We start from the raw sequence: 17,583 nt of genomic DNA on the forward strand, positions 1-17,583 counted from the left end.
GTCGTTCCGCCTCGCCAGCATTCTACGAAGGGCGCCGCCGCGGCCCCTATCCTACTTGGGTCGCGGCGGGGTCCTTCGAAAGTAGCGGTATCACCAGTTCAATACGGCGCCGAGGGCCACGGTGTCGGTGTCCTCGTCGAGCGCGGCACCGTCGCGCCCGTCGATCCGGTAGCGGTTCAGCTCGGCGACCAGCTTGAGGTTGTCGTTGATCGTGCGGAAATAGGCGATGCCGCGACTCTCGTAGTCGGCCGCGGAACCCAGGCCGTTGCCGTCGTCGACGGTCTTGCCGTAGGACAGCGCCAGGCGGTTCTTGCCCCATGAATACGAGCCCTGCAGCAATGCGCCGCGGCTGTCCACTTCGCGCAGCGCGGCTTCGCCGGCGTTGTTGGTGAAGAACGGATTGATGCCCTTGGCGGTGAACCCCGAACCGGTCACGGAGAAACCGCCCATCTTCACCTGCAAGCCATAGCCGACCCCCTTGGAAGTCACGCTGTCGACGCTGTCGCTGGTGTTCTTCGAAGTCTGGTAGCCACCGTTGATCCAGCTGTAGACCTGCGCCCCGGCCAGGTCGAACTGGTAGCTGACCTCGCTCTCGTAGCGCGGGTTGTCCTGGTAGGCCTTGTCGTCGAGGCCGTCGCTGGCGTCTTTGTCGATCTGGTTGGAGTCGATCGGGTCGAGGATGCCCACGGCGATGCGCAGGCCGGGCAGCAGGTCGTTGTTGCGGTAGGTGATCTGCGAGGTGGGGAACGGGTACGGATAGCCGGTGCCGATGTTGCCGAAGGAGACGCCCTTGCCGTCCACCAGGCCGAGGGTGTCGCTGGGGTTGCCGAAACCGGCCAGCAGTTCGTCGAGGAAGATGTTCGAGCGCGAGAACAGGCCGAAGTCCTTGCCGATCAGCACCTCGCCCCAGTCGCCGGCGACCGTGCCGTAGAACTGACGGACGTCGATGGCGGTATCGGTGCCGTCGGTCTCGCTGTCGTTGATGGTCACCCAGAAGGAAGCGCGACCACCGAGGCTCAGCTCGTCGACCTTCCTGCCGAAGTTGAAGCCGATGTAGTTCGGCAGGAATCCCATCTTCACCCGCGACTGGCGGCGATCGTAGGTCTCGCCCTGGCGGTCGACGTCGCTGTTGACGTAGAAGGCGTTGAAGTAGCCGTCGGTGGAAAAGGTGGTCTCGTCCTTGTCGTACAGCAGGATATCGGCGGCGGCCGGTTGCAGGCCGCCCAGGGCACCCAGCGAGGCCAGGGTCAGCGGCAGGATTCGGCGAACGGCGGTGTTGTTCTTGTTCATGGCGCACTCCGCGAGGTGAAACGACCGGGCCGGTCGTGGCGGAGCCGATTATCGAAACCGGGAAAGCCCGGCCATACGCTTCCTTGGGCCTGCTTCGACGCTTCTTCATGGTGGGCGTGGGTGCCGCTGCGCAAGGCGCGGGCAGCGCTCCTCCGGCGGTAGCGCAACCTTGGTCGCGGCGGGAGCGCCACCGAAGCAGCGCGGCTTTCGACCTAACGCCGCAGTGACGCCGGCAAGGCTGTCGTCGAGTTACCGCGTGGCTCGCTTCAGCGCCGGCTGGAAAGCACCCACCAGCCGCCGCGCGCCTCCAGCAACCGGGCCTGGGCCGCGAGCAGGTCGTCGCCGCTCAGGCCGAGGGCGGCCTCGGCGAGCAGCCGGGAGCGACCGGCGCCACCGCCAAGGTGCTCCGCCCAGGCGCGCCGTGCTCGCTCGGCGAAGCTACCCGGCGCTCGGCGCACGTCGTCGGCGAGGGCTTCGCGCAGGCCGGCCAGGCGTTGCGCCGGCAGTTGCGCGAGCGCCTCGACGGAGCGCTGGAGGAAGGTTTCCATATGCTCCAGCAGGCGTTCCGGGCAGGCACGCGGGGATTGCGCGGCGAACAGCAGGCCGCGCCGGGCGCCGACCTCGCGGAAGCCGCAGAACAACGCGTAGCCCAGTTGCAGCTCGTCGCGCAGGCGCCGCTGGAAGGCCGGTTCGTGCAGGCGCGCCAGCAAGCGCCAGGCCGCCTCCATCGGCACCTCCGGCGAGGGCAGCGGGCAGAACAGCAGCAACGCCGACTCGCCGTCCATGGCCAGTTCGCGGCGATGCCGTCCGGGCCTCGGCGGCAGAGGCGCCAGGCGCTCGCCGGCAGCCTGGCCGGGCATCCATCGGGGATCTGGCATCGCGGCCTGCATGACCAAGGCGTCCCAGCGCGTCCGCCGCCAGTCGTCGTCCTCCGCCAGCGGCTCGCCGAGTAGGCCGGGCAAGGCGTCCAGCAACTGCCGGATCGGCAGGCCAGTGGCGCTGCGGCGCCGCTCGGCGGAGGACAGACGCTCGCCGCTCGCGCGCCAGTCGGGCGGCGCCGCGAGGAGCCGGGCCAGGGCCGGGCGCACGGCTGCCTCAAGGCGATCGCGCGGACCGAGCAGGCTCAGCGACCAGTCTTCGCCGAGCGCCTCCAGGCCCATCTCCACTCCCCCCAGGCGCGCCTGGCCGCACAGCGGACGCAACGCCTGGCGCAGCGCCAGGAAGCGTGACCGTGCGGGCACACCGGGAAAGCGCCAACGCAGGAACAGCGCGCCCTCGGCGGCGGCACTGGGCGGCAACGGCAGTTCGAAGCGCCAGGCATGCCGCTGCGCGGTCAGCGGCGGCGCTGCGGCAACCGGCGCCACGCTCAGGCGGAAGCCCGCCGACCAGCGCGCTTCGGCGCCGTCAAGTTCGCCGTCCAGGTGCAGCCGCAGGCAGCGGTCGGCGCGCAGCGCGTCCAGGCAGGCCGGGCGAATCTCCGCCGGCAGGCCGAGAACGCGCTGGCGTAGTCGCTCCAGCGGCGCACTGGGCTCCGCCAGCAACGGCCGGCGCGCCGCCAGCAGGCTGGCGGCATCGTCGCGCAGGGCGCCCAGCCAGTCGAAAAAGGCCGCCTCCAGCGCCGCCGCCGCGCTGCCGTCGAACAGTTCGAAGGTCAACGCCAGGAGCGCCTGCCGCGCGTCCCGATGAACCACCCGCAGCGCCGCCGATTCGCCCAGGCCCTGTTCGCCGAGTGCCGCCAGCAACCCACCCGGCGAGCGATCGCCGAGCAATTCGGCGAACGCCAGCAGGGTCTGTTCGTCGGCCCCCCGCAAAGCGTCGAGGGCAAAGCCCAGCACCAGCCGCGGCGGTCCCGGCAGGCGCAGCGCCAGCGCTTCGCCGGCGAAGGGCAGCAACGGCGGCGGCGGCGGACTCGCGCCTGGCGCGCGCCCCGGCAGGTCGGCGCAGGCACGCTGCGCCAGCCTCTCCAGCTCGTCCAGTGTCTGCGGCCCTTGCAGCCATAGCTGGCAATTGCCGGCGTGATAGTGGGCGGCATGGAATTCGCGCAGGGCCCGCTGGAACGCATCGTTCTCCAGGGCCAGGCTGTCGCGGCGCCCGGCAGCGAAACGCCGCAGGGGGTGTCCGGCGGGCAGGCCGAGGGCCAGCGCCGCGTCGATCAGGGTCTGCTCGTCGGCCGAGCGCGCCAGGTATTCGGCCTCGAGCACTTCGCGCTCGCGCCGTTGCGCATCGATGTCCAGCAAGGGGCGGGCGAGCATGTCGATCAGCCGTGCCAGACCGGCGCCAAGGTGCTCCGCCGTCACCTCGAAGAAATAGTCGGTGGTCCTGCCCCGGGTGCTGGCGTTGACCTGGCCGCCGCGCACCTGCAACCACGGCATCAGGCGCTCGTCGCCGGGAAACGCCGCGCCACCGAGAAACGACAGGTGCTCGAGGAAGTGGGCCAGGCCGGGATGCGCGCTCGGCTCGTCGTGGCTGCCCGCCGCCACCCGCAGCCAGGCAGCGGCGCGCGATGCCGCCGGATCATGCGCCAGGTGCAGGCGCAGGCCGTTGGGCAGCACGCAGGCGCGGCTTCTGGGGTGGTGTTGGGCGTGGCGATCCATGGGCGTCCTCGCGGGTTCCGAGGCTGAACCTTACCCTTCCGCGAGGCGAAGGAAATAGTCCTTTCGCCGGGTCGTATCAGGAAGCCGGCGGCTCCTGGCCAGACGCTTCCTCGGAGTACAGCGCCCGTCCGCCGTCGGCCTTGAGCGCCTGCAGGACCTCGGGCGCACGGCACGGGGCGAACAGGTCGAGGCCGGGATCGTAGGCGCCGGTGCGCACTTCCAGCAGGCCGAGCATCGAGTGGAACAGGTTGTCCTGGGACAGCTCCTCGTTGCTGCGCTGGCGCAGGCAGCCACTGTCGAGGCCGAAGGCGCTCTGGTAGCCGGGCGAGAACCAGGCCAGCATGCCGACGTGCTTCTGCTGGTCCGGCGCCAGCAGGTAAGGCGTGCCATGCAGGTAGAGGTTGTACTCGCCGAGCGACTCGCCATGGTCGGAGAGGTAGAGCATGCCGGTATCGATGCGCTCTTCGTTCTTGCGCAGCAGGTCGATCAGGCTGGCCAGCACGTGGTCGGTGTACAGCAGGGTGTTGTCGTAGCCGTTGATGATGCTGTCCCGCGAGCAGGCGCTGAAGTCGTTGCTGGCGCAGACCGGGGTAAACTTCTCGTACTCCCTGGGATAACGCTTGAAGTAGGCCGGGCCGTGGCTGCCCATCTGGTGCAGGACCAGCACGGTGTCCTGTTGCAGCCCGTCGATGAAGGCCTGCAAGTCGCGCAGGAGGATCTCGTCATGACACTCGCCGCCGGCGCACAGGGCCGGATCCTTGCTCTCGCTCAGGTCCTGGAAGGCGACGCGGTCGCAGGTGCCCTTGCAGCCGGACTGGTTGTCCCGCCACAGGACCCGCAGGCCTGCGCGCTGCAACACATCGAGAAGGCCTTCCTGGGTGCGCGCGCGAGCGTCGCTGTAGTCCGCGCGGCCCAGGTTGGAGAACATGCAGGGCACCGACACCGCGGTCTCGGTACCGCAGGAGTGCACATTGGAGAAGTTGATCAGGCCCTCCTCGGCCTTCAGCCGCGGGTTGGTCTCGCGAGCGTAGCCGTTGAGGCCGAAGTTCTGCGCCCGCGCGCTCTCACCCACCACCAGCACGGTCAGCGACTTGCGCGCATGGCCCTGCCACAGGTCGGCGCGCCGGGCATCGACGGCGATCGGCCGGAGTGGCTGGCTGGCGGCCTGGGCCTGGCCCTTGGCGTAGCCGATGGCGGCGCCGACCAGGTTGCTCGGGGTGACCTGCAGGCGCAGTTCCTTGTTGTTGCGGAACAGCGAGGACAGCCCCTGGTAATTGGCCAGCGCCACCCCGGCGAGCAGGGCCAGGCAGGCGAGCGCCACCAGCAGCTTGCTCAGCAGCTCGCGTGGCCACGGCCGGTAGCGCACCGGCGTGCGCCACAGCAGCCAGACCGGCAGCGCGCCAAGCAACGCCAGGTAGACGGCGAGCTTCGGCGAAAGCAGGTCGGCGACCTCGGCCGGGTTGGTCTGCATGACGTTGCGCAGCATGCCAACGTCCATCAGCACGCCGTACTGGGTCATGAAGTAGGTGGTACCGGCGGCCGCCAGGATCAGCAGGGTCAGCGCCGGCTTGAGCAGCCAGCGGAACGCCAGCAGGGTCAGCGCCAGGTTGAAGATCGCGGCGATCATCAGGCCGACCGCCAGCATCATGCCGAGGCCCTGCCAGCCCGCCGGGGTGATCGCCAGCAGGCGTTGCCACAGCGGCAGGTTGTAGAACAGCAGGAAGGCGAGGCTGACCAGCAGGGTCAGCAGTTCGGGACGGACGGCGCGGGCTTTCGACATGGGCACGGATCTTCACTGACTTCCGGGTTGCCGTGCGCAGCGTTGCCCCTGGCAGCACTCGACGACGGCGGCAGTCTGCTCGGCGATCCGTCAATCTTTCGTGAAGAATACCTACAGAAAACGTAACCCTTCGGAAGCGCCGCAGCCCTTGTTTTCCGGGGCTTTCAGCCGGATTGCAAAAAGTTCGCGGGAAGCTTTCCGGGCGTTTTCCGGGTTCGCTGGCATACCCCCCGCATGGCGCCGCCGACGCAGGCGGAAGACAGCAAGCGGCAAGGAACGCGGAGGGCTCCGGCGCTGGTGCCTACGGACTGTTCTGATTGCGACGTCGTTTTTCAACAAAAGGACAGCCAGACCAATGTCTATCCCGCGACCCCGGCATTTTCGTTAGCATGCCAAGTTTCCGGCCCGGCTCCCACAAGGACAGCGGCCGCCTCCCCTGCTCGTCCCATCCAGATGAGTGCCGTTTCCCCTACCCCCCCGGGAAACCCTTCTGTGAATTTCCTCGAGCAGCGCGGTACCTCTCCAGCATGAACGCTTTGAAAGGCCGGGACATCCTGGCGCTTGGTTTTATGACCTTTGCCCTGTTCGTCGGGGCCGGCAACATCATCTTCCCGCCCATCGTCGGCTTGCAGTCCGGCCCCCATGTGTGGCTGGCGGCGCTGGGCTTCCTGATCACCGCGGTGGGGCTGCCGGTGATCACCGTGATCGCCCTGGCCAAGGTCGGCGGTTCGGTCGACGCCCTCAGCCATCCGATCGGCAGGTATGCCGGCGGCCTGCTGGCGGCGGTCTGCTACCTGGCGGTCGGCCCGCTGTTCGCCATTCCGCGCACCGCCACGGTGTCCTTCGAGGTCGGCGTGGTGCCGCTGCTCGGCGAGAGCGGCACGGCGCTGTTCGTCTACAGCCTGGCGTACTTCCTCCTCGCCCTGGCCATCTCCCTCTACCCCGGTCGCCTGCTGGACACCGTCGGACGCTTCCTCGCCCCGCTGAAGATCCTTGCCCTGGCGATTCTCGGCGTCGCCGCCTTCCTCTGGCCCGCCGGCCCGATCGGCACGGCCCAGCCGGAGTACACCCAGGCCGCGTTCTCCCAGGGTTTCGTCAACGGCTACCTGACCATGGACACCCTCGCCGCGCTGGTCTTCGGCATCGTCATCGTCAACGCCATCCGTTCCCGCGGCGTGCAGTCGCCGCGGCTGATCACCCGCTACGCCATCGTCGCCGGGCTGATCGCCGGCGTCGGCCTGGTGCTGGTCTACGTCAGCCTGTTCCGGCTCGGCGCCGGCAGCCATGCCATCGCCGCCGACGCCAGCAACGGCGCGGCAGTCCTGCACGCCTACGTGCAACATACCTTCGGCAGCCTCGGCAGCTCGTTCCTGGCGGGACTTATCGCGCTGGCCTGCCTGGTCACCGCGGTCGGCCTGACCTGCGCCTGCGCCGAGTACTTCTGCCAGCGCCTGCCGCTGTCCTACCGCAGCCTGGTGATCATCCTGGCAGGGTTCTCCTTCATCGTTTCCAACCTCGGCCTGACCAAGCTGATCCAGGTCTCGATCCCGGTGCTCACCGCGATCTATCCGCCGTGCATCGTGCTGGTGGCGCTGAGCTTCTGCATCGGCCTCTGGCATTCGGCGACGCGCATCCTCGCCCCGGTGATGCTGGTTTCCCTGGCGTTCGGCGTGCTCGATGCCCTGAAGGCGGCGGGCCTGGGCCAGGACTTCCCGCAATGGCTGCTGCACCTGCCGCTGGCCGAACAGGGCCTGGCCTGGTTGATCCCCTCGATCGCCACTCTCGCCGCCTGCAGCCTGGTAGACCGCCTGCTGGGCAAGCCTGCGCAAGTCGCCGCCTGAGCAGGCCCCAGCGGCCTGCCGCCTGTTCTCCCGGCCGAGCGCGGGACATGCCGGCGGGCGGCGCCAATCGCGGCGTCCGCCCCGCGGCCCGGCTGGCGCCTGCCGCCGCCGGCAGCGCTTCTTCCCGCGTTCAGCCGAACGAATAAGCACTATCGAGCGGGATGATTTCTAGCGCAGCGGCGCGGTTGTTAGCCTTTCGACCATTCCCCCAGGAAAGCGAATCCAGGAGCCGGTCATGGCCAAGGCACTCATCAGCGTACTGTTGTTCTCCCTCGCCCTCGCCGGCTGCGCCAGCGACTACAACCCCTCTCGCCCGTACAGCAGCGACGAGGTCAGGCAACTGGCGCTGGAAGACCTGGCCCGGCGCAGCCTGTCGTTCGAGGAATACCAGGCCAAGCGTCAGGCAATTCTCGAGGAAAAACCGCAAACCGCCGTCAGCCAGTCCAACGCCGCCCTACGCAGTACCGCCATCTGAGGCCTTTTCGAACGGCCAAGAGAAAGCCCCGCGATGCGGGGCTTCTTCGTATTCGGGGCTGGGCGGTCAGCCGCAGGACAGGCGCTTGATCACCAGCGTGTCGTCGACATCGATGTTCAGCCGGCGCGGGTTGTAGTCCATGGTCACGGCATCGTGCGGGCGCAGCGCCCGGGCGACTTCCGCTCCGGCGGCGCGGCGGGCCTCTTCGACGATGGCCGCGGAAGCCTGCTTACCGACATAGGCCTGCACCGCGTTGGCATCGCAACGGCCGTCCGCTGCCGGGGTGGCTGCGGGCGCGCTGGCGCTGCCGGTGGCTACGCTGGCGCCTTGGGTGGACGGGCTGTCGCCGTTGCTGCTGCAACCGGCGAGCAGGGCCGCGAGAACGAGTGCACTGGAAAACTGCTTCAAAGGCATACCGCCTCCTCTGATCTTCTGGGATCGCCACCTTACCAGTGGCATGGGTTTCCTGGCGAAACTGCAATCCGCGCTGACAAATTCGCCAGCTTCAGTCGCCGCTCAGGCGCTGCAGTTCGCGACGCACCATGGCCGCGTATTCCGGCGGACGCAGGAGGTAGAGCTGGCCCGCGACCCAGTCCAGCCAGCGGCCGCCCTGTTCGGCGCGGGCGTCGAGCAGGCGCCGCGCCTCTTCCTCCGCCCGTTGCCGGTGCTGCCGATGGAATGCCTGGCGCTTCGACAGGCCGGAAGCATCTCCGGTTCGATCGTCGGGAGTGTCGGTCATGGCTCTCTTCGCAACCTGCTGCACAAGCCGGACATTCTAACCGCGGAACGCCGTTGCCGTTCGCGGCAAGCGCTTGCCTCCGCCCCGCCCTGCGCCATGCGCCGAGCCCTCTGGCGCGGGGTTCGGCGACCTGGCACGGCCCTTGCGACGGAGCGGCGGTCATTCATTTCCATGGAGGCAGGTCATGAACAGCATCGGTCCCGCCAGCCTTTCCGGCTGGTCTGCGCGTTACCCGAACAACCAGCGGCAAGCCAGCACCGAGATCGGCAACGGCGATCTGCTGAAACCGCGCCCCGCCCTCGGCACGCCATTGCGCAACGAGGCCGCCGATCCCGCCACGGAGTCCGCCCGCCAGGCCCTGGACGAGGGTTTCGCGAAGCTGAACCTGACGCTGAAGCAGAACCAGGCGAATGCCACTGCCGGCGCCAGCGAAGGCAAGTCGGCCTATGACGAGTTCAAGGAGTACATGCAGAAATCGCCCGCCGAGCGGATGCGCGAGCAGGTCCTGAAGAGCCTCGGCCTGACCGAGGAGGAACTGGACGCGATGCCGCCGGAGAAACGCGAACAGGTGGAGAAAGGCATCGGCGAACGCATGCGCGAGATGATCGCCATGCAGAACGGCCAGGCGCCGGGACGGCAAGAGGACCCGACGCAGGCCGGCGCGACGCTGAACGCCTGGATCTGAGCCAGGCGCGCGCCAGTCTCTCAGCGCTGCCGGGCGACGACGCGCTTGGCGTAGCTGGCGCGCTCCATCTCGCGCACTTCGACGCTGACCTGCACGCCCTCCTCGCCGCCGCCCGCCACCGCTCCGGCGAGCACCTCGCCCAGCACCTCGCCCAGCGCCTGGCGGGTCGCCGCGTCGCGCCCGTCGAGGATCGACAGGCAGGCATGCAGGTAGGCGCGCTCGACCGCTGCGGTTCCCTGCCGGTAGGCCTCCAGGGTGACGAAGCGCGACTTGATGTCCGCCTCGCCGAATTGCCCGGAAGCGAACAGCGCGGCATTGGCCTGCTCCAGCAGTTCGCCGGGGGACGTTTCGAGGCGGAGGTTGGCAGTGGCTTCGATAACGAGATGCGGCATGCTGGCGGGCCTTGCGGGGAATGGAGAGCGGGATTCTAGCGGCTCGACGAGCGATGCGACAGCCGGCCTGCGCCTGCGTGGCTCAGATCAACCCGGCGGCCGCGAAAGCCCGCGCGTAGATGGCGCGGATCAGCGCGTCTCGCAGGCCTGCCGCTGGCCCTTGGCCGGCGTGTACAGGTAGCCGGGCGTGTCGCCCGCCTGGCGGTACAGGACCGAACCGTCGCTATAGGAAATCGCGCTCAGCGCCTGGCCATCGGCGAGGCTGCGGACATCGCCGCCCAGCGACTGGACGCTGCTGCCGTCGGGCAGCTTGAGACTGGCGAAACCGTCGATCACCTCGAGTTTGCCGAAGTCTCCGCAGTGCAACGCCAGCGGCCCGGAAGCGGCCTTTCCGTCCGACGATGAATCCCCGCAACCGCCCAGCAGCGACAGAACCAACAACGCGGGGAGAACAGCGGGCTTCATCGGGGAGTCCTTTGCGGATGAGCGGAAGACGGGACTCTACCACCTGCCGGGCGGCGGGAAAAACCGCTTCGGCGTACGCTGTCATGCAACGGCAGGCGCACCTGTGAGACAATTCGCCGAATGCCAGGCATCACACCCCGCCTTCATCGCGCTACAGCCACGTCATGACGCTGGCTGCGGCACTCCACGAATGCCCGCAGGATCGACCCATGCTCCAGATGGAGCGCAGCGGAAAGCCGAGAACCGGTAGCAGACCGGTATCGCCACGGTCCAGGCGTGCGTAAGTCCTCTATAGGTAAAGAAGTTGATCTCCACCGCGAATATCACCATGCAGTTCGGCGCCAAGCCGCTGTTCGAGAACGTTTCCGTCAAGTTCGGCAACGGCAACCGCTACGGCCTGATCGGCGCCAACGGTTGCGGCAAGTCGACCTTCATGAAGATCCTCGGCAACGACCTGGAGCCGAGCGCCGGCCAGGTCATGCTGGAACCCAACGTGCGCCTGGGCAAGCTGCGCCAGGACCAGTTCGCCTACGAGGACTTCAGCGTCATCGATACGGTGATCATGGGCCACGAGGAACTCTGGGCGGTGAAGGCCGAGCGCGACCGCATCTACTCGCTGCCGGAAATGAGCGAGGCAGATGGCATGGCGGTGGCCGAGCTGGAAGTCCAGTTCGCCGAGTTCGACGGCTACACCGCCGAGTCCCGCGCCGGCGAGCTGCTGCTCGGCCTGGGCATCCCGCTGGAGCAGCACTTCGGCCCGATGAGCGCCGTCGCCCCCGGCTGGAAGCTGCGCGTGCTGCTGGCCCAGGCGCTGTTCTCGGACCCGGACGTGCTGCTGCTCGACGAACCGACCAACCACCTGGACATCAACACCATCCGCTGGCTGGAAGGCGTGCTCACCGCGCGCAACAGCACCATGATCATCATTTCCCACGATCGGCACTTCCTGAACAGCGTCTGCACCCACATGGCCGACCTGGACTACGGCGAGCTGCGCCTGTTCCCGGGCAACTACGACGAGTACATGACCGCCGCCGAACAGGCCCGCGAGCGCCTGCTGTCGGACAACGCCAAGAAGAAGGCGCAGATCGCCGAGCTGCAATCCTTCGTCAGCCGCTTCTCGGCCAACGCCTCCAAGGCCAAGCAGGCCACCAGCCGCGCCCGGCAGATCGACAAGATCCAGCTGGAAGAGGTCAAGCCGTCCAGCCGGGTCAGCCCGTTCATCCGCTTCGAGCAATACAAGAAGCTGCACCGCCAGGCGGTGACCGTGGAAAACATCAGCAAGGGCTATGACGGCAAGCCGCTGTTCAAAGGCCTGAGCCTGCAGGTCGAGGCCGGCGAGCGCGTCGCCATCATCGGCCCCAACGGCATCGGCAAGACCACCCTGTTGCGCTGCCTGGTCGGCGACCTGCCGGTGGACGGCGGCGAGGTGAAATGGACCGACAGCGCCGACGTCGGCTATTTCGCCCAGGACCATGCCGACGACTTCGCCGACGACATGAGCCTGTTCGACTGGATGGCCCAGTGGACCCAGGGCGGCGAACAACTGGTGCGCGGCACCCTCGGCCGCATGCTGTTCTCCAACGACGAGATCAAGAAGTCGGTAAAAGTGATCTCCGGCGGCGAGCAGGGCCGCATGCTGTTCGGCCGGCTGATCCTCAAGCGTCCCAACGTGCTGGTGATGGACGAGCCGACCAACCACCTGGACATGGAGTCCATCGAGGCGCTGAACCTGGCGCTGGACAACTATCCGGGCACGCTGATCTTCGTCAGCCACGACCGCGAATTCGTTTCCTCGCTGGCTACCCGCATCATCGAGCTGGGCGAGAACGGCGTGACCGACTTCAGCGGCAGCTATGACGACTACCTGCGCAGCCAGGGCGTGATCGTCTGAGTCCCCGTCGCGCAACGCAAAAGCCCCGCATCCGCGGGGCTTTTTCATTCCGACATGGACGCGCAGGGCCTATGGGGAGCGCGACTCAGTCGACGTAGCCGGCCATCATCGCCGCGCGGGTCGCCAGGCGCTGGCCCTCGGCGATCTTCTCGCGCTGTTCGGCGGTCAGCTCGCGGGGCGGGTGGTCCTTGATGTAGGCAGCCACGTTCACTCCGATGTAGACGATCAGGGCGGCGGCGATCAGGACGTTCTTCGGATTGATGTCCGAGCGCCGCTTGCAGGCTTCGCAGATGCCGTTTTCGACGAGACGGGTCGCTCGGGCGCCGCAGTTGCGGCAGTAACACGCGCTCACAGGCCGGTTCCTTGTGCTTGTAATTGTCCGGCCAATCTACACGCAGCGCGCCGCTGCGCACAACGCGAAAACCCCGCCGAAGCGGGGTTTTCCGATGACGCGGGGATCAGGCCGCGGCGAACTGCCCGGCGATCTGCCGGCGGGCGGCGGCGATGGCCTGGGCGCGGGGCTCCTCGCCATAGGCCAGGCCTTCGGCGCGAACCACTTCGATATCGGTGATGCCGAAGAAGCCCAGCACGGTGCGCAGGTAGCCTTCGTGGGCCGCGCCGGTCGGCTGGCCGGCATGCACGCCACCGGCGGTGGAGACGATCACCACCTTCTTGTCGCCGGCCAGGCCAACCGGGCCGTTCTCGGTGTAGCGGAAGGTCTTGCCGGCGACCGCGATGCGATCGATCCAGGCCTTGAGCTGGCTGGAGATGGTGAAGTTGTACATCGGCGCGCCGATGACCACGACGTCGGCGGCGAGGAACTCTTCCAGCACTTCTTCGCCCACTGCGGCTTCATGCTTCAGCGCGGCATCGCGCAGCTCCGCCGGGGTGCTGCCGGCGGCCAGGGTCAGGGCGGAGAAATGCGCCACCGCGTCGGCGGCCAGGTCGCGGTAGCTGACATCCAGGCCGTCTTCGTTCTGCCGCCAGGCCTGGACCAGCTCGGCGCTCAGTTGGCGGGAAGCGGAGGCGTCGCCGAGGATGCTGGAATCGATATGCAAAAGTTTCATGTCTCGCTCCTGAAAGTGGGGGATCGCAGTGTGGCGATCGAGTGGTTTGCATCCTACCGGCAAGGCCAATCGACGATTAGTCGGCAGAAACATGACTATTCGTCCCACACATAGGACAATCTGTTTTTCCCCCAGCGGAGCGCCTGCATGCCCCACGACCTCAACGACCTCTACTACTTCGCCAAGGTGGTGGAATGCGGCGGCTTCGCCGCGGCCGGACGCGAGACGGGGATTCCCAAGTCGCGCCTGTCGCGGCGCATCGCCGAGCTGGAGGAACGCCTCCAGGTACGCCTGCTGCACCGCACGACACGCAAGCTGGTGCTCACGGAGGTCGGCGAACGCTACCTGCAGCACTGCCGCAACCTGCTGCTGGAAGCGGAGATGGCCGAACAGGTGATCGCCGAGCTGAGCGCCGAGCCGCGTGGCCGGCTGCGCCTTTCCGCACCGGTGGCCATGGCCTCGAGCAACCTGGCCGACCTGTTGCCGCGGTTTCTCGAACGGCATCCGCAGGTCCAGCTGGAAATCCTCCTGACCAACCGCCGGGTCGACCTGCTCAACGAGGGGGTGGACGTGGCCCTGCGCGTGCGCGAACTCGGCGACGAGGATCCCGCGCTGGTCTGCCGGCGCCTGGCCCCGGCGACCACGCAGATCCTCGCCGCCCCGTCGCTGATCGCCGGGCGTCGCCTGGAACATCCGGTAGACCTCGAGGACCTGCCCTTCCTCGGCGCCATCCACAACGACCGCAAGGTCCACGCGACCCTGATCGGGCCGGACGGCAGCCGCTACCAGTTGGAACGCGAACCGCGCCTGGGCGTCGACGACTTCATCCTGCGCAAGAAAGCCGCCGTGGCCGGCCTCGGCGTCACCCTGCTGCCCGAAGGCTACTGCGACAGGGAACTGGCCGATGGCAGCCTGGTGCGCATCCTGCCGCAGTGGACCTTGCCGAAAAGCACCATGCAGGCCGCCTACCTGCCGCGCAGCAGCCAGATTCCGGCGATCCGTGCTTTGATCGACTTTCTCGTGGAAGCCCTGCAACGCCCCTCGGGCGAGACCGGCCCGGCCTACCGCCGCGCCCGCGAGTGAGCCGCGCCGTTCAGCCGATCCACTGCAACAGCGCGGCGGACAGGCGCCCGCCGAGCAGGCTGTCGAGCCAGAACAGCTGGTGCAGCAGGACGATGCCCCAGAACACCAGTTGGAACGAGAGCTTGCGGGTCTTGTGGCGGAACGCCTGCTGCGCGACCAGCGCGCCAGGCCAGCCGCCAAGCAGCTCGAACAGGTGCAGGCGGACCTCCGGGGTACGCCAGTCGCCGCGTGCGGCGCTGCGCTTGTCCTGCCAGTAGAGGGCGAATGCGAGCAGGCTGGCCAGCGGATAGGCCAGCAGCGGCCAGAGGGCCTGTCCGTCCAGGTACATCCGCCAGGCGCCGGCGGCCGGCAGCACGCAGAGGATCAGCAGGACCAGCAGCTTCGCCAACGGGCGCTGCAACGCGCTCGGCGGAGTCGGCGCCGGCCGCGCCTGGGCCCGCGTCACCGGCGCCTGGGCGCCACGGCGGACAGTCGGCGGATCGAGGGTCAGCGCGTCCAGCCGCGCCCTCTCGGCGCGCAGGCGGCCCTGGGCATCCTGGCTGGCGAGAAACCACACCTGGTCGCCCTGGCGGGGACGGCGGTCACCACGGAACGCGGAGATATGCAGGAAGACTTCTTCCCCGCCGGTCTTCGGCAGGATGAAGCCGAAGCCCTTGTCGTCGTACCAGCGGCTGATCATGCCCGGCTTTTCCATATCCACTCGCTCGCTACCCGTTTCGCGCTGCATTCTAGCCACCCGCGGCGGCCAGGCGAAAAAAAGCGCGGCTCGCGCCGCGCCTTTTGCCTGGTTCCCGGGCCTCACATTTCGCCGGCGGTGCTCCAGTCGATCAGGTGGAATTGCCAGGTCGCCAGGATCAGCAGGCCGAAGGCGATCCGATACCAGGCGAAAGCCGCGTAGCTGTGGTTGCCGATGAACTTCAGCAAGGCACGCACCGCCACCATGGCGAAGACGAACGAGGTGACGAAGCCGACGGCGAACACCGGCAGGTCTTCGGGGCGGAACAGGTCGCGGTACTTGTAGCCGGAATAGACCGCGGCGCCGACCATGGTCGGCATCGCCAGGAAGAACGAGAACTCGGTGGCCGCCTTGCGCGAAAGGCCGAACAGCAGGCCGCCGATGATGGTCGCGCCGGACCGCGAGGTGCCGGGGACCATCGCCAGGCACTGGGCACAGCCGATCTTCAGGGCGTCCTTCCAGGTCATGTCGTCGACGTGTTCGGCGTGGATCACATGCTTCCGGCGCTCGGCCCAGAGCATGACCACCCCGCCCACCACCAGCGCCAGGGCGACGGTGATCGGATTGAACAGCCACTCGTGGATCAGGTCGGCGAACAGGACGCCGAGGACTACCGCCGGGAAGAACGCGATCAGCAGGTTGGCAGTGAAACGCTGGGCCTGGCGCTGGCTCGGCAGGTCACGGACGACTTGAAAGATCTTTCCCCGAAACTCCCAGACGACAGCGAGGATCGCCGCCAGCTGGATGATGATGTTGAACGCCTTGGCGCGTTCGCCGCCGAAGCCGATGAGGTCGGCGACGATGATCTGGTGCCCGGTGCTGGAAATCGGCAGGAACTCGGTCAGCCCTTCCACGACGCCCAGGATGAACGCCTGGAAAGCAGTCCACCACTCCATGTTTCTCCCCCTTCTACTACTGTCCCGAACGAGCTTTCGTTGTTCTCGGCGATACACTTGCCGTCTTTTATGAAGGCCTTACGACTCCGAAGAACCCGACCAGTTCCCCCACTGCCGAAGTCGAAACCGGCGGGCATGCTACCAGAGCGGCCGGCAAAGAATCTTGGAATTGTTGCCGGCCGGCGTCCGAACGAATCCGTCCGCGCCCCCCTTTTTCCCAGGCCTTCGCGAAGCGCCGGATACATTCGCTACAATGCGTCCTCGTCGCATGAGGGCCTTCCGTGTCACCCCTTGAACTCTTCGCCGCTTCGCTCGGCGCCATCGCCGTCTACCTGACCGTCCGCCAGAATCCCTGGTGCTGGCCCATCGGACTGGTGATGGTGGCGCTCTACGCCTGGATATTCTTCGAGGTGAAGCTTTATTCGGACATGCTCCTGCAAATGGTCTACGCGGCGCTACAGCTCTATGGCTGGTGGCAGTGGACCCGCGGCGGGCAGGACCACGACGGCCGCTCGGTGAGCCGCCTGAACGCCGCGCAGCGCCTCTACGGGCTCGGTGCGGGCCTGGTCGGCAGCGTCGCGCTCGGTTACCTGATGGCCAACCACACCGATGCCGCCAGTCCCTGGTGGGACGCCGGATTGACCGCCTTCAGTCTGGTGGCGCAATGCTGGATGGCGCAGAAGCGCCTGGAATGCTGGGCCCTGTGGATCGCCGTGGACGTGCTGTTCGTGGCGCTCTTCGCCAGCAAGGCGCTGTACCTGACCGCCGCCCTCTACGCCCTCTTCACCCTGCTGGCGATCCACGGCTGGCGGACCTGGCGCCGCGACCCGGCATTACGCGAGGGCGTCGCCGCATGAAGGTGCTGGTACTCACCGGGCCCGAATCCAGCGGCAAGAGCTGGCTTGCGGAGCAGCTCCAGGCCCGCTTCGGCGGCCGGGTGGTCGGCGAGTACGTCCGCCACTTCATCGACGAACAGCGCCGCGACACCTGCTACGCCGACATCCCCGCCATCGCCCGCGGGCAACTGGCCTGGGAGGACGCCGCTCGCGCGGAACGGCCGGCGCTGCTGATCCTCGATACCCACCTGCTGAGCAACATCCTCTGGAGCCGGATTCTCTTCGGCGCCTGCCCGGACTGGCTCGAACCCGCCCTGCTGCGGCGGCGCTACGACCTGCACCTGCTGCTCTCGCCGGAGGGCGTAGCCTGGAGCGCCGACGGCCAGCGCTGCCAGCCGGAACTGGCGCAGCGCCAGGCCTTCCATCGCGAATGCCATGCCTGGCTGGAGCGGCATCGGCAGCCCTACCGCGCCATCGCCGGCGACTGGGCCGAGCGCCGGCGCCAGGCTTTCGCCGCAGTGCAAGGGCTGCTCCGGGACGGCTGACGGGCCGGCCCTGTCACGCCGCCGATACACCGCCAGCTCGGTCCGGCCCTTGGCGCAGAGCGTTTCGCGACGGCACCGCGGAAAGCTGTCTCGGCGCTGAAACAGCTCCAGGCGCGTCCCCGGCAGGCTTCGCCCCCTGGTTGGCGGGCCTGCTGTTGCACGGATGCAACACTGTCCGCCAGGTTCCCCCGGCACTCACGGCCAAGTCCTTGATGGACAAGGAAAGCGCAAAACCGGCACGCCCCATGCTCGCTCCCTGCCAACG

Annotated in this window: 18 protein-coding genes; 7 read left to right on the forward strand and 11 right to left on the reverse strand. The window is 67.9% G+C overall.

From position 1 onward, the window contains the following. Positions 1-90 precede the first annotated feature (90 nt). From M6E97_RS12995 to M6E97_RS13005, 3 genes are all read right to left on the reverse strand, one after another. On the reverse strand, positions 91-1,290 hold the full coding sequence (locus M6E97_RS12995; protein ID WP_003139769.1) for a porin: 1,200 nt from the start codon (positions 1,288-1,290) through the stop codon (positions 91-93). 266 nt (positions 1,291-1,556) lie between these two features. Next, a complete protein-coding gene (gene pqqF, locus M6E97_RS13000; protein ID WP_052154487.1) occupies positions 1,557-3,884 on the reverse strand; it encodes a pyrroloquinoline quinone biosynthesis protein PqqF in 2,328 nt (775 codons plus the stop codon). 76 nt (positions 3,885-3,960) lie between these two features. Further along, complete coding sequence (locus M6E97_RS13005; RefSeq protein ID WP_003139773.1) at positions 3,961-5,664, reverse strand: phosphoethanolamine transferase; 1,704 nt, start codon at positions 5,662-5,664, stop codon at positions 3,961-3,963. Positions 5,665-6,191: 527 nt separating this feature from the next. On the opposite strand from M6E97_RS13005, the gene brnQ reads away from it, so the two are divergent. Both brnQ and M6E97_RS13015 read left to right on the forward strand, forming a co-directional pair. Then, complete coding sequence (brnQ, locus tag M6E97_RS13010) at positions 6,192-7,505, forward strand: branched-chain amino acid transport system II carrier protein (RefSeq protein ID WP_009877851.1); 1,314 nt, start codon at positions 6,192-6,194, stop codon at positions 7,503-7,505. A gap of 235 nt (positions 7,506-7,740) precedes the next feature. Beyond that, complete coding sequence (locus M6E97_RS13015; protein ID WP_003088496.1) at positions 7,741-7,980, forward strand: hypothetical protein; 240 nt, start codon at positions 7,741-7,743, stop codon at positions 7,978-7,980. Positions 7,981-8,046: 66 nt separating this feature from the next. Here M6E97_RS13015 and M6E97_RS13020 read toward each other — a convergent pair whose 3' ends face one another. Both M6E97_RS13020 and M6E97_RS13025 read right to left on the reverse strand, forming a co-directional pair. Next, the gene (locus M6E97_RS13020; RefSeq protein WP_033939590.1) at positions 8,047-8,394 is read right to left on the reverse strand and encodes an I78 family peptidase inhibitor; all 348 of its coding nucleotides are present in this window, start codon (positions 8,392-8,394) and stop codon (positions 8,047-8,049) included. Between the two features lie 91 nt (positions 8,395-8,485). Continuing rightward, positions 8,486-8,719: a hypothetical protein gene (locus M6E97_RS13025; RefSeq protein WP_003111311.1), complete on the reverse strand. Its 234-nt coding sequence runs from the start codon at positions 8,717-8,719 to the stop codon at positions 8,486-8,488. A gap of 184 nt (positions 8,720-8,903) precedes the next feature. Here M6E97_RS13025 and M6E97_RS13030 point away from each other — a divergent pair, with 184 nt between their 5' ends. Continuing rightward, on the forward strand, positions 8,904-9,404 hold the full coding sequence (locus M6E97_RS13030; protein WP_003139775.1) for a hypothetical protein: 501 nt from the start codon (positions 8,904-8,906) through the stop codon (positions 9,402-9,404). 20 nt (positions 9,405-9,424) lie between these two features. On the opposite strand, the gene M6E97_RS13035 is transcribed toward M6E97_RS13030, so the two are convergent. Both M6E97_RS13035 and M6E97_RS13040 read right to left on the reverse strand, forming a co-directional pair. Further along, complete coding sequence (locus M6E97_RS13035) at positions 9,425-9,796, reverse strand: 5-carboxymethyl-2-hydroxymuconate Delta-isomerase (RefSeq protein WP_003139776.1); 372 nt, start codon at positions 9,794-9,796, stop codon at positions 9,425-9,427. Positions 9,797-9,925: 129 nt separating this feature from the next. Beyond that, complete coding sequence (locus M6E97_RS13040) at positions 9,926-10,261, reverse strand: hypothetical protein (protein ID WP_003119150.1); 336 nt, start codon at positions 10,259-10,261, stop codon at positions 9,926-9,928. A 304-nt stretch (positions 10,262-10,565) separates the two neighbouring features. Between M6E97_RS13040 and M6E97_RS13045 the strand changes: the two genes are divergently transcribed. Then, positions 10,566-12,155, forward strand: a complete 1,590-nt coding sequence (locus M6E97_RS13045; RefSeq protein ID WP_003111315.1) for an ABC-F family ATPase — start codon at positions 10,566-10,568, stop codon at positions 12,153-12,155. An 85-nt stretch (positions 12,156-12,240) separates the two neighbouring features. Here the strand turns inward: M6E97_RS13045 and M6E97_RS13050 are convergent, their stop codons facing one another. Further along, complete coding sequence (locus M6E97_RS13050; RefSeq protein ID WP_003088334.1) at positions 12,241-12,507, reverse strand: hypothetical protein; 267 nt, start codon at positions 12,505-12,507, stop codon at positions 12,241-12,243. Positions 12,508-12,613: 106 nt separating this feature from the next. Then, positions 12,614-13,222, reverse strand: coding sequence for an FMN-dependent NADH-azoreductase AzoR2 (gene azoR2 / locus M6E97_RS13055; RefSeq protein ID WP_023875472.1), 609 nt, complete (start codon positions 13,220-13,222; stop codon positions 12,614-12,616). A gap of 147 nt (positions 13,223-13,369) precedes the next feature. Between azoR2 and M6E97_RS13060 the strand changes: the two genes are divergently transcribed. Next, entirely contained in the window at positions 13,370-14,305 is a 936-nt protein-coding gene (locus M6E97_RS13060; protein ID WP_023875473.1) for a LysR substrate-binding domain-containing protein, read from the forward strand. 10 nt (positions 14,306-14,315) lie between these two features. Here the strand turns inward: M6E97_RS13060 and M6E97_RS13065 are convergent, their stop codons facing one another. Both M6E97_RS13065 and M6E97_RS13070 read right to left on the reverse strand, forming a co-directional pair. Continuing rightward, positions 14,316-15,032: a DUF1294 domain-containing protein gene (locus tag M6E97_RS13065; protein WP_003132686.1), complete on the reverse strand. Its 717-nt coding sequence runs from the start codon at positions 15,030-15,032 to the stop codon at positions 14,316-14,318. A 71-nt stretch (positions 15,033-15,103) separates the two neighbouring features. Further along, a complete protein-coding gene (locus M6E97_RS13070; protein WP_003088326.1) occupies positions 15,104-15,937 on the reverse strand; it encodes an undecaprenyl-diphosphate phosphatase in 834 nt (277 codons plus the stop codon). A gap of 281 nt (positions 15,938-16,218) precedes the next feature. Here M6E97_RS13070 and pnuC point away from each other — a divergent pair, with 281 nt between their 5' ends. Beyond that, positions 16,219-16,794, forward strand: coding sequence for a nicotinamide riboside transporter PnuC (pnuC, locus tag M6E97_RS13075; RefSeq protein WP_003088324.1), 576 nt, complete (start codon positions 16,219-16,221; stop codon positions 16,792-16,794). Next, positions 16,791-17,318, forward strand: coding sequence for an AAA family ATPase (locus tag M6E97_RS13080; RefSeq protein ID WP_003117398.1), 528 nt, complete (start codon positions 16,791-16,793; stop codon positions 17,316-17,318). The genes pnuC and M6E97_RS13080 overlap by 4 nt, the downstream gene beginning before the upstream one ends. Positions 17,319-17,583 lie beyond the last annotated feature (265 nt).

The organism is Pseudomonas sp. B111 (genome assembly GCF_026428275.1).
GTDB lineage: Bacteria > Pseudomonadota > Gammaproteobacteria > Pseudomonadales > Pseudomonadaceae > Pseudomonas > Pseudomonas aeruginosa.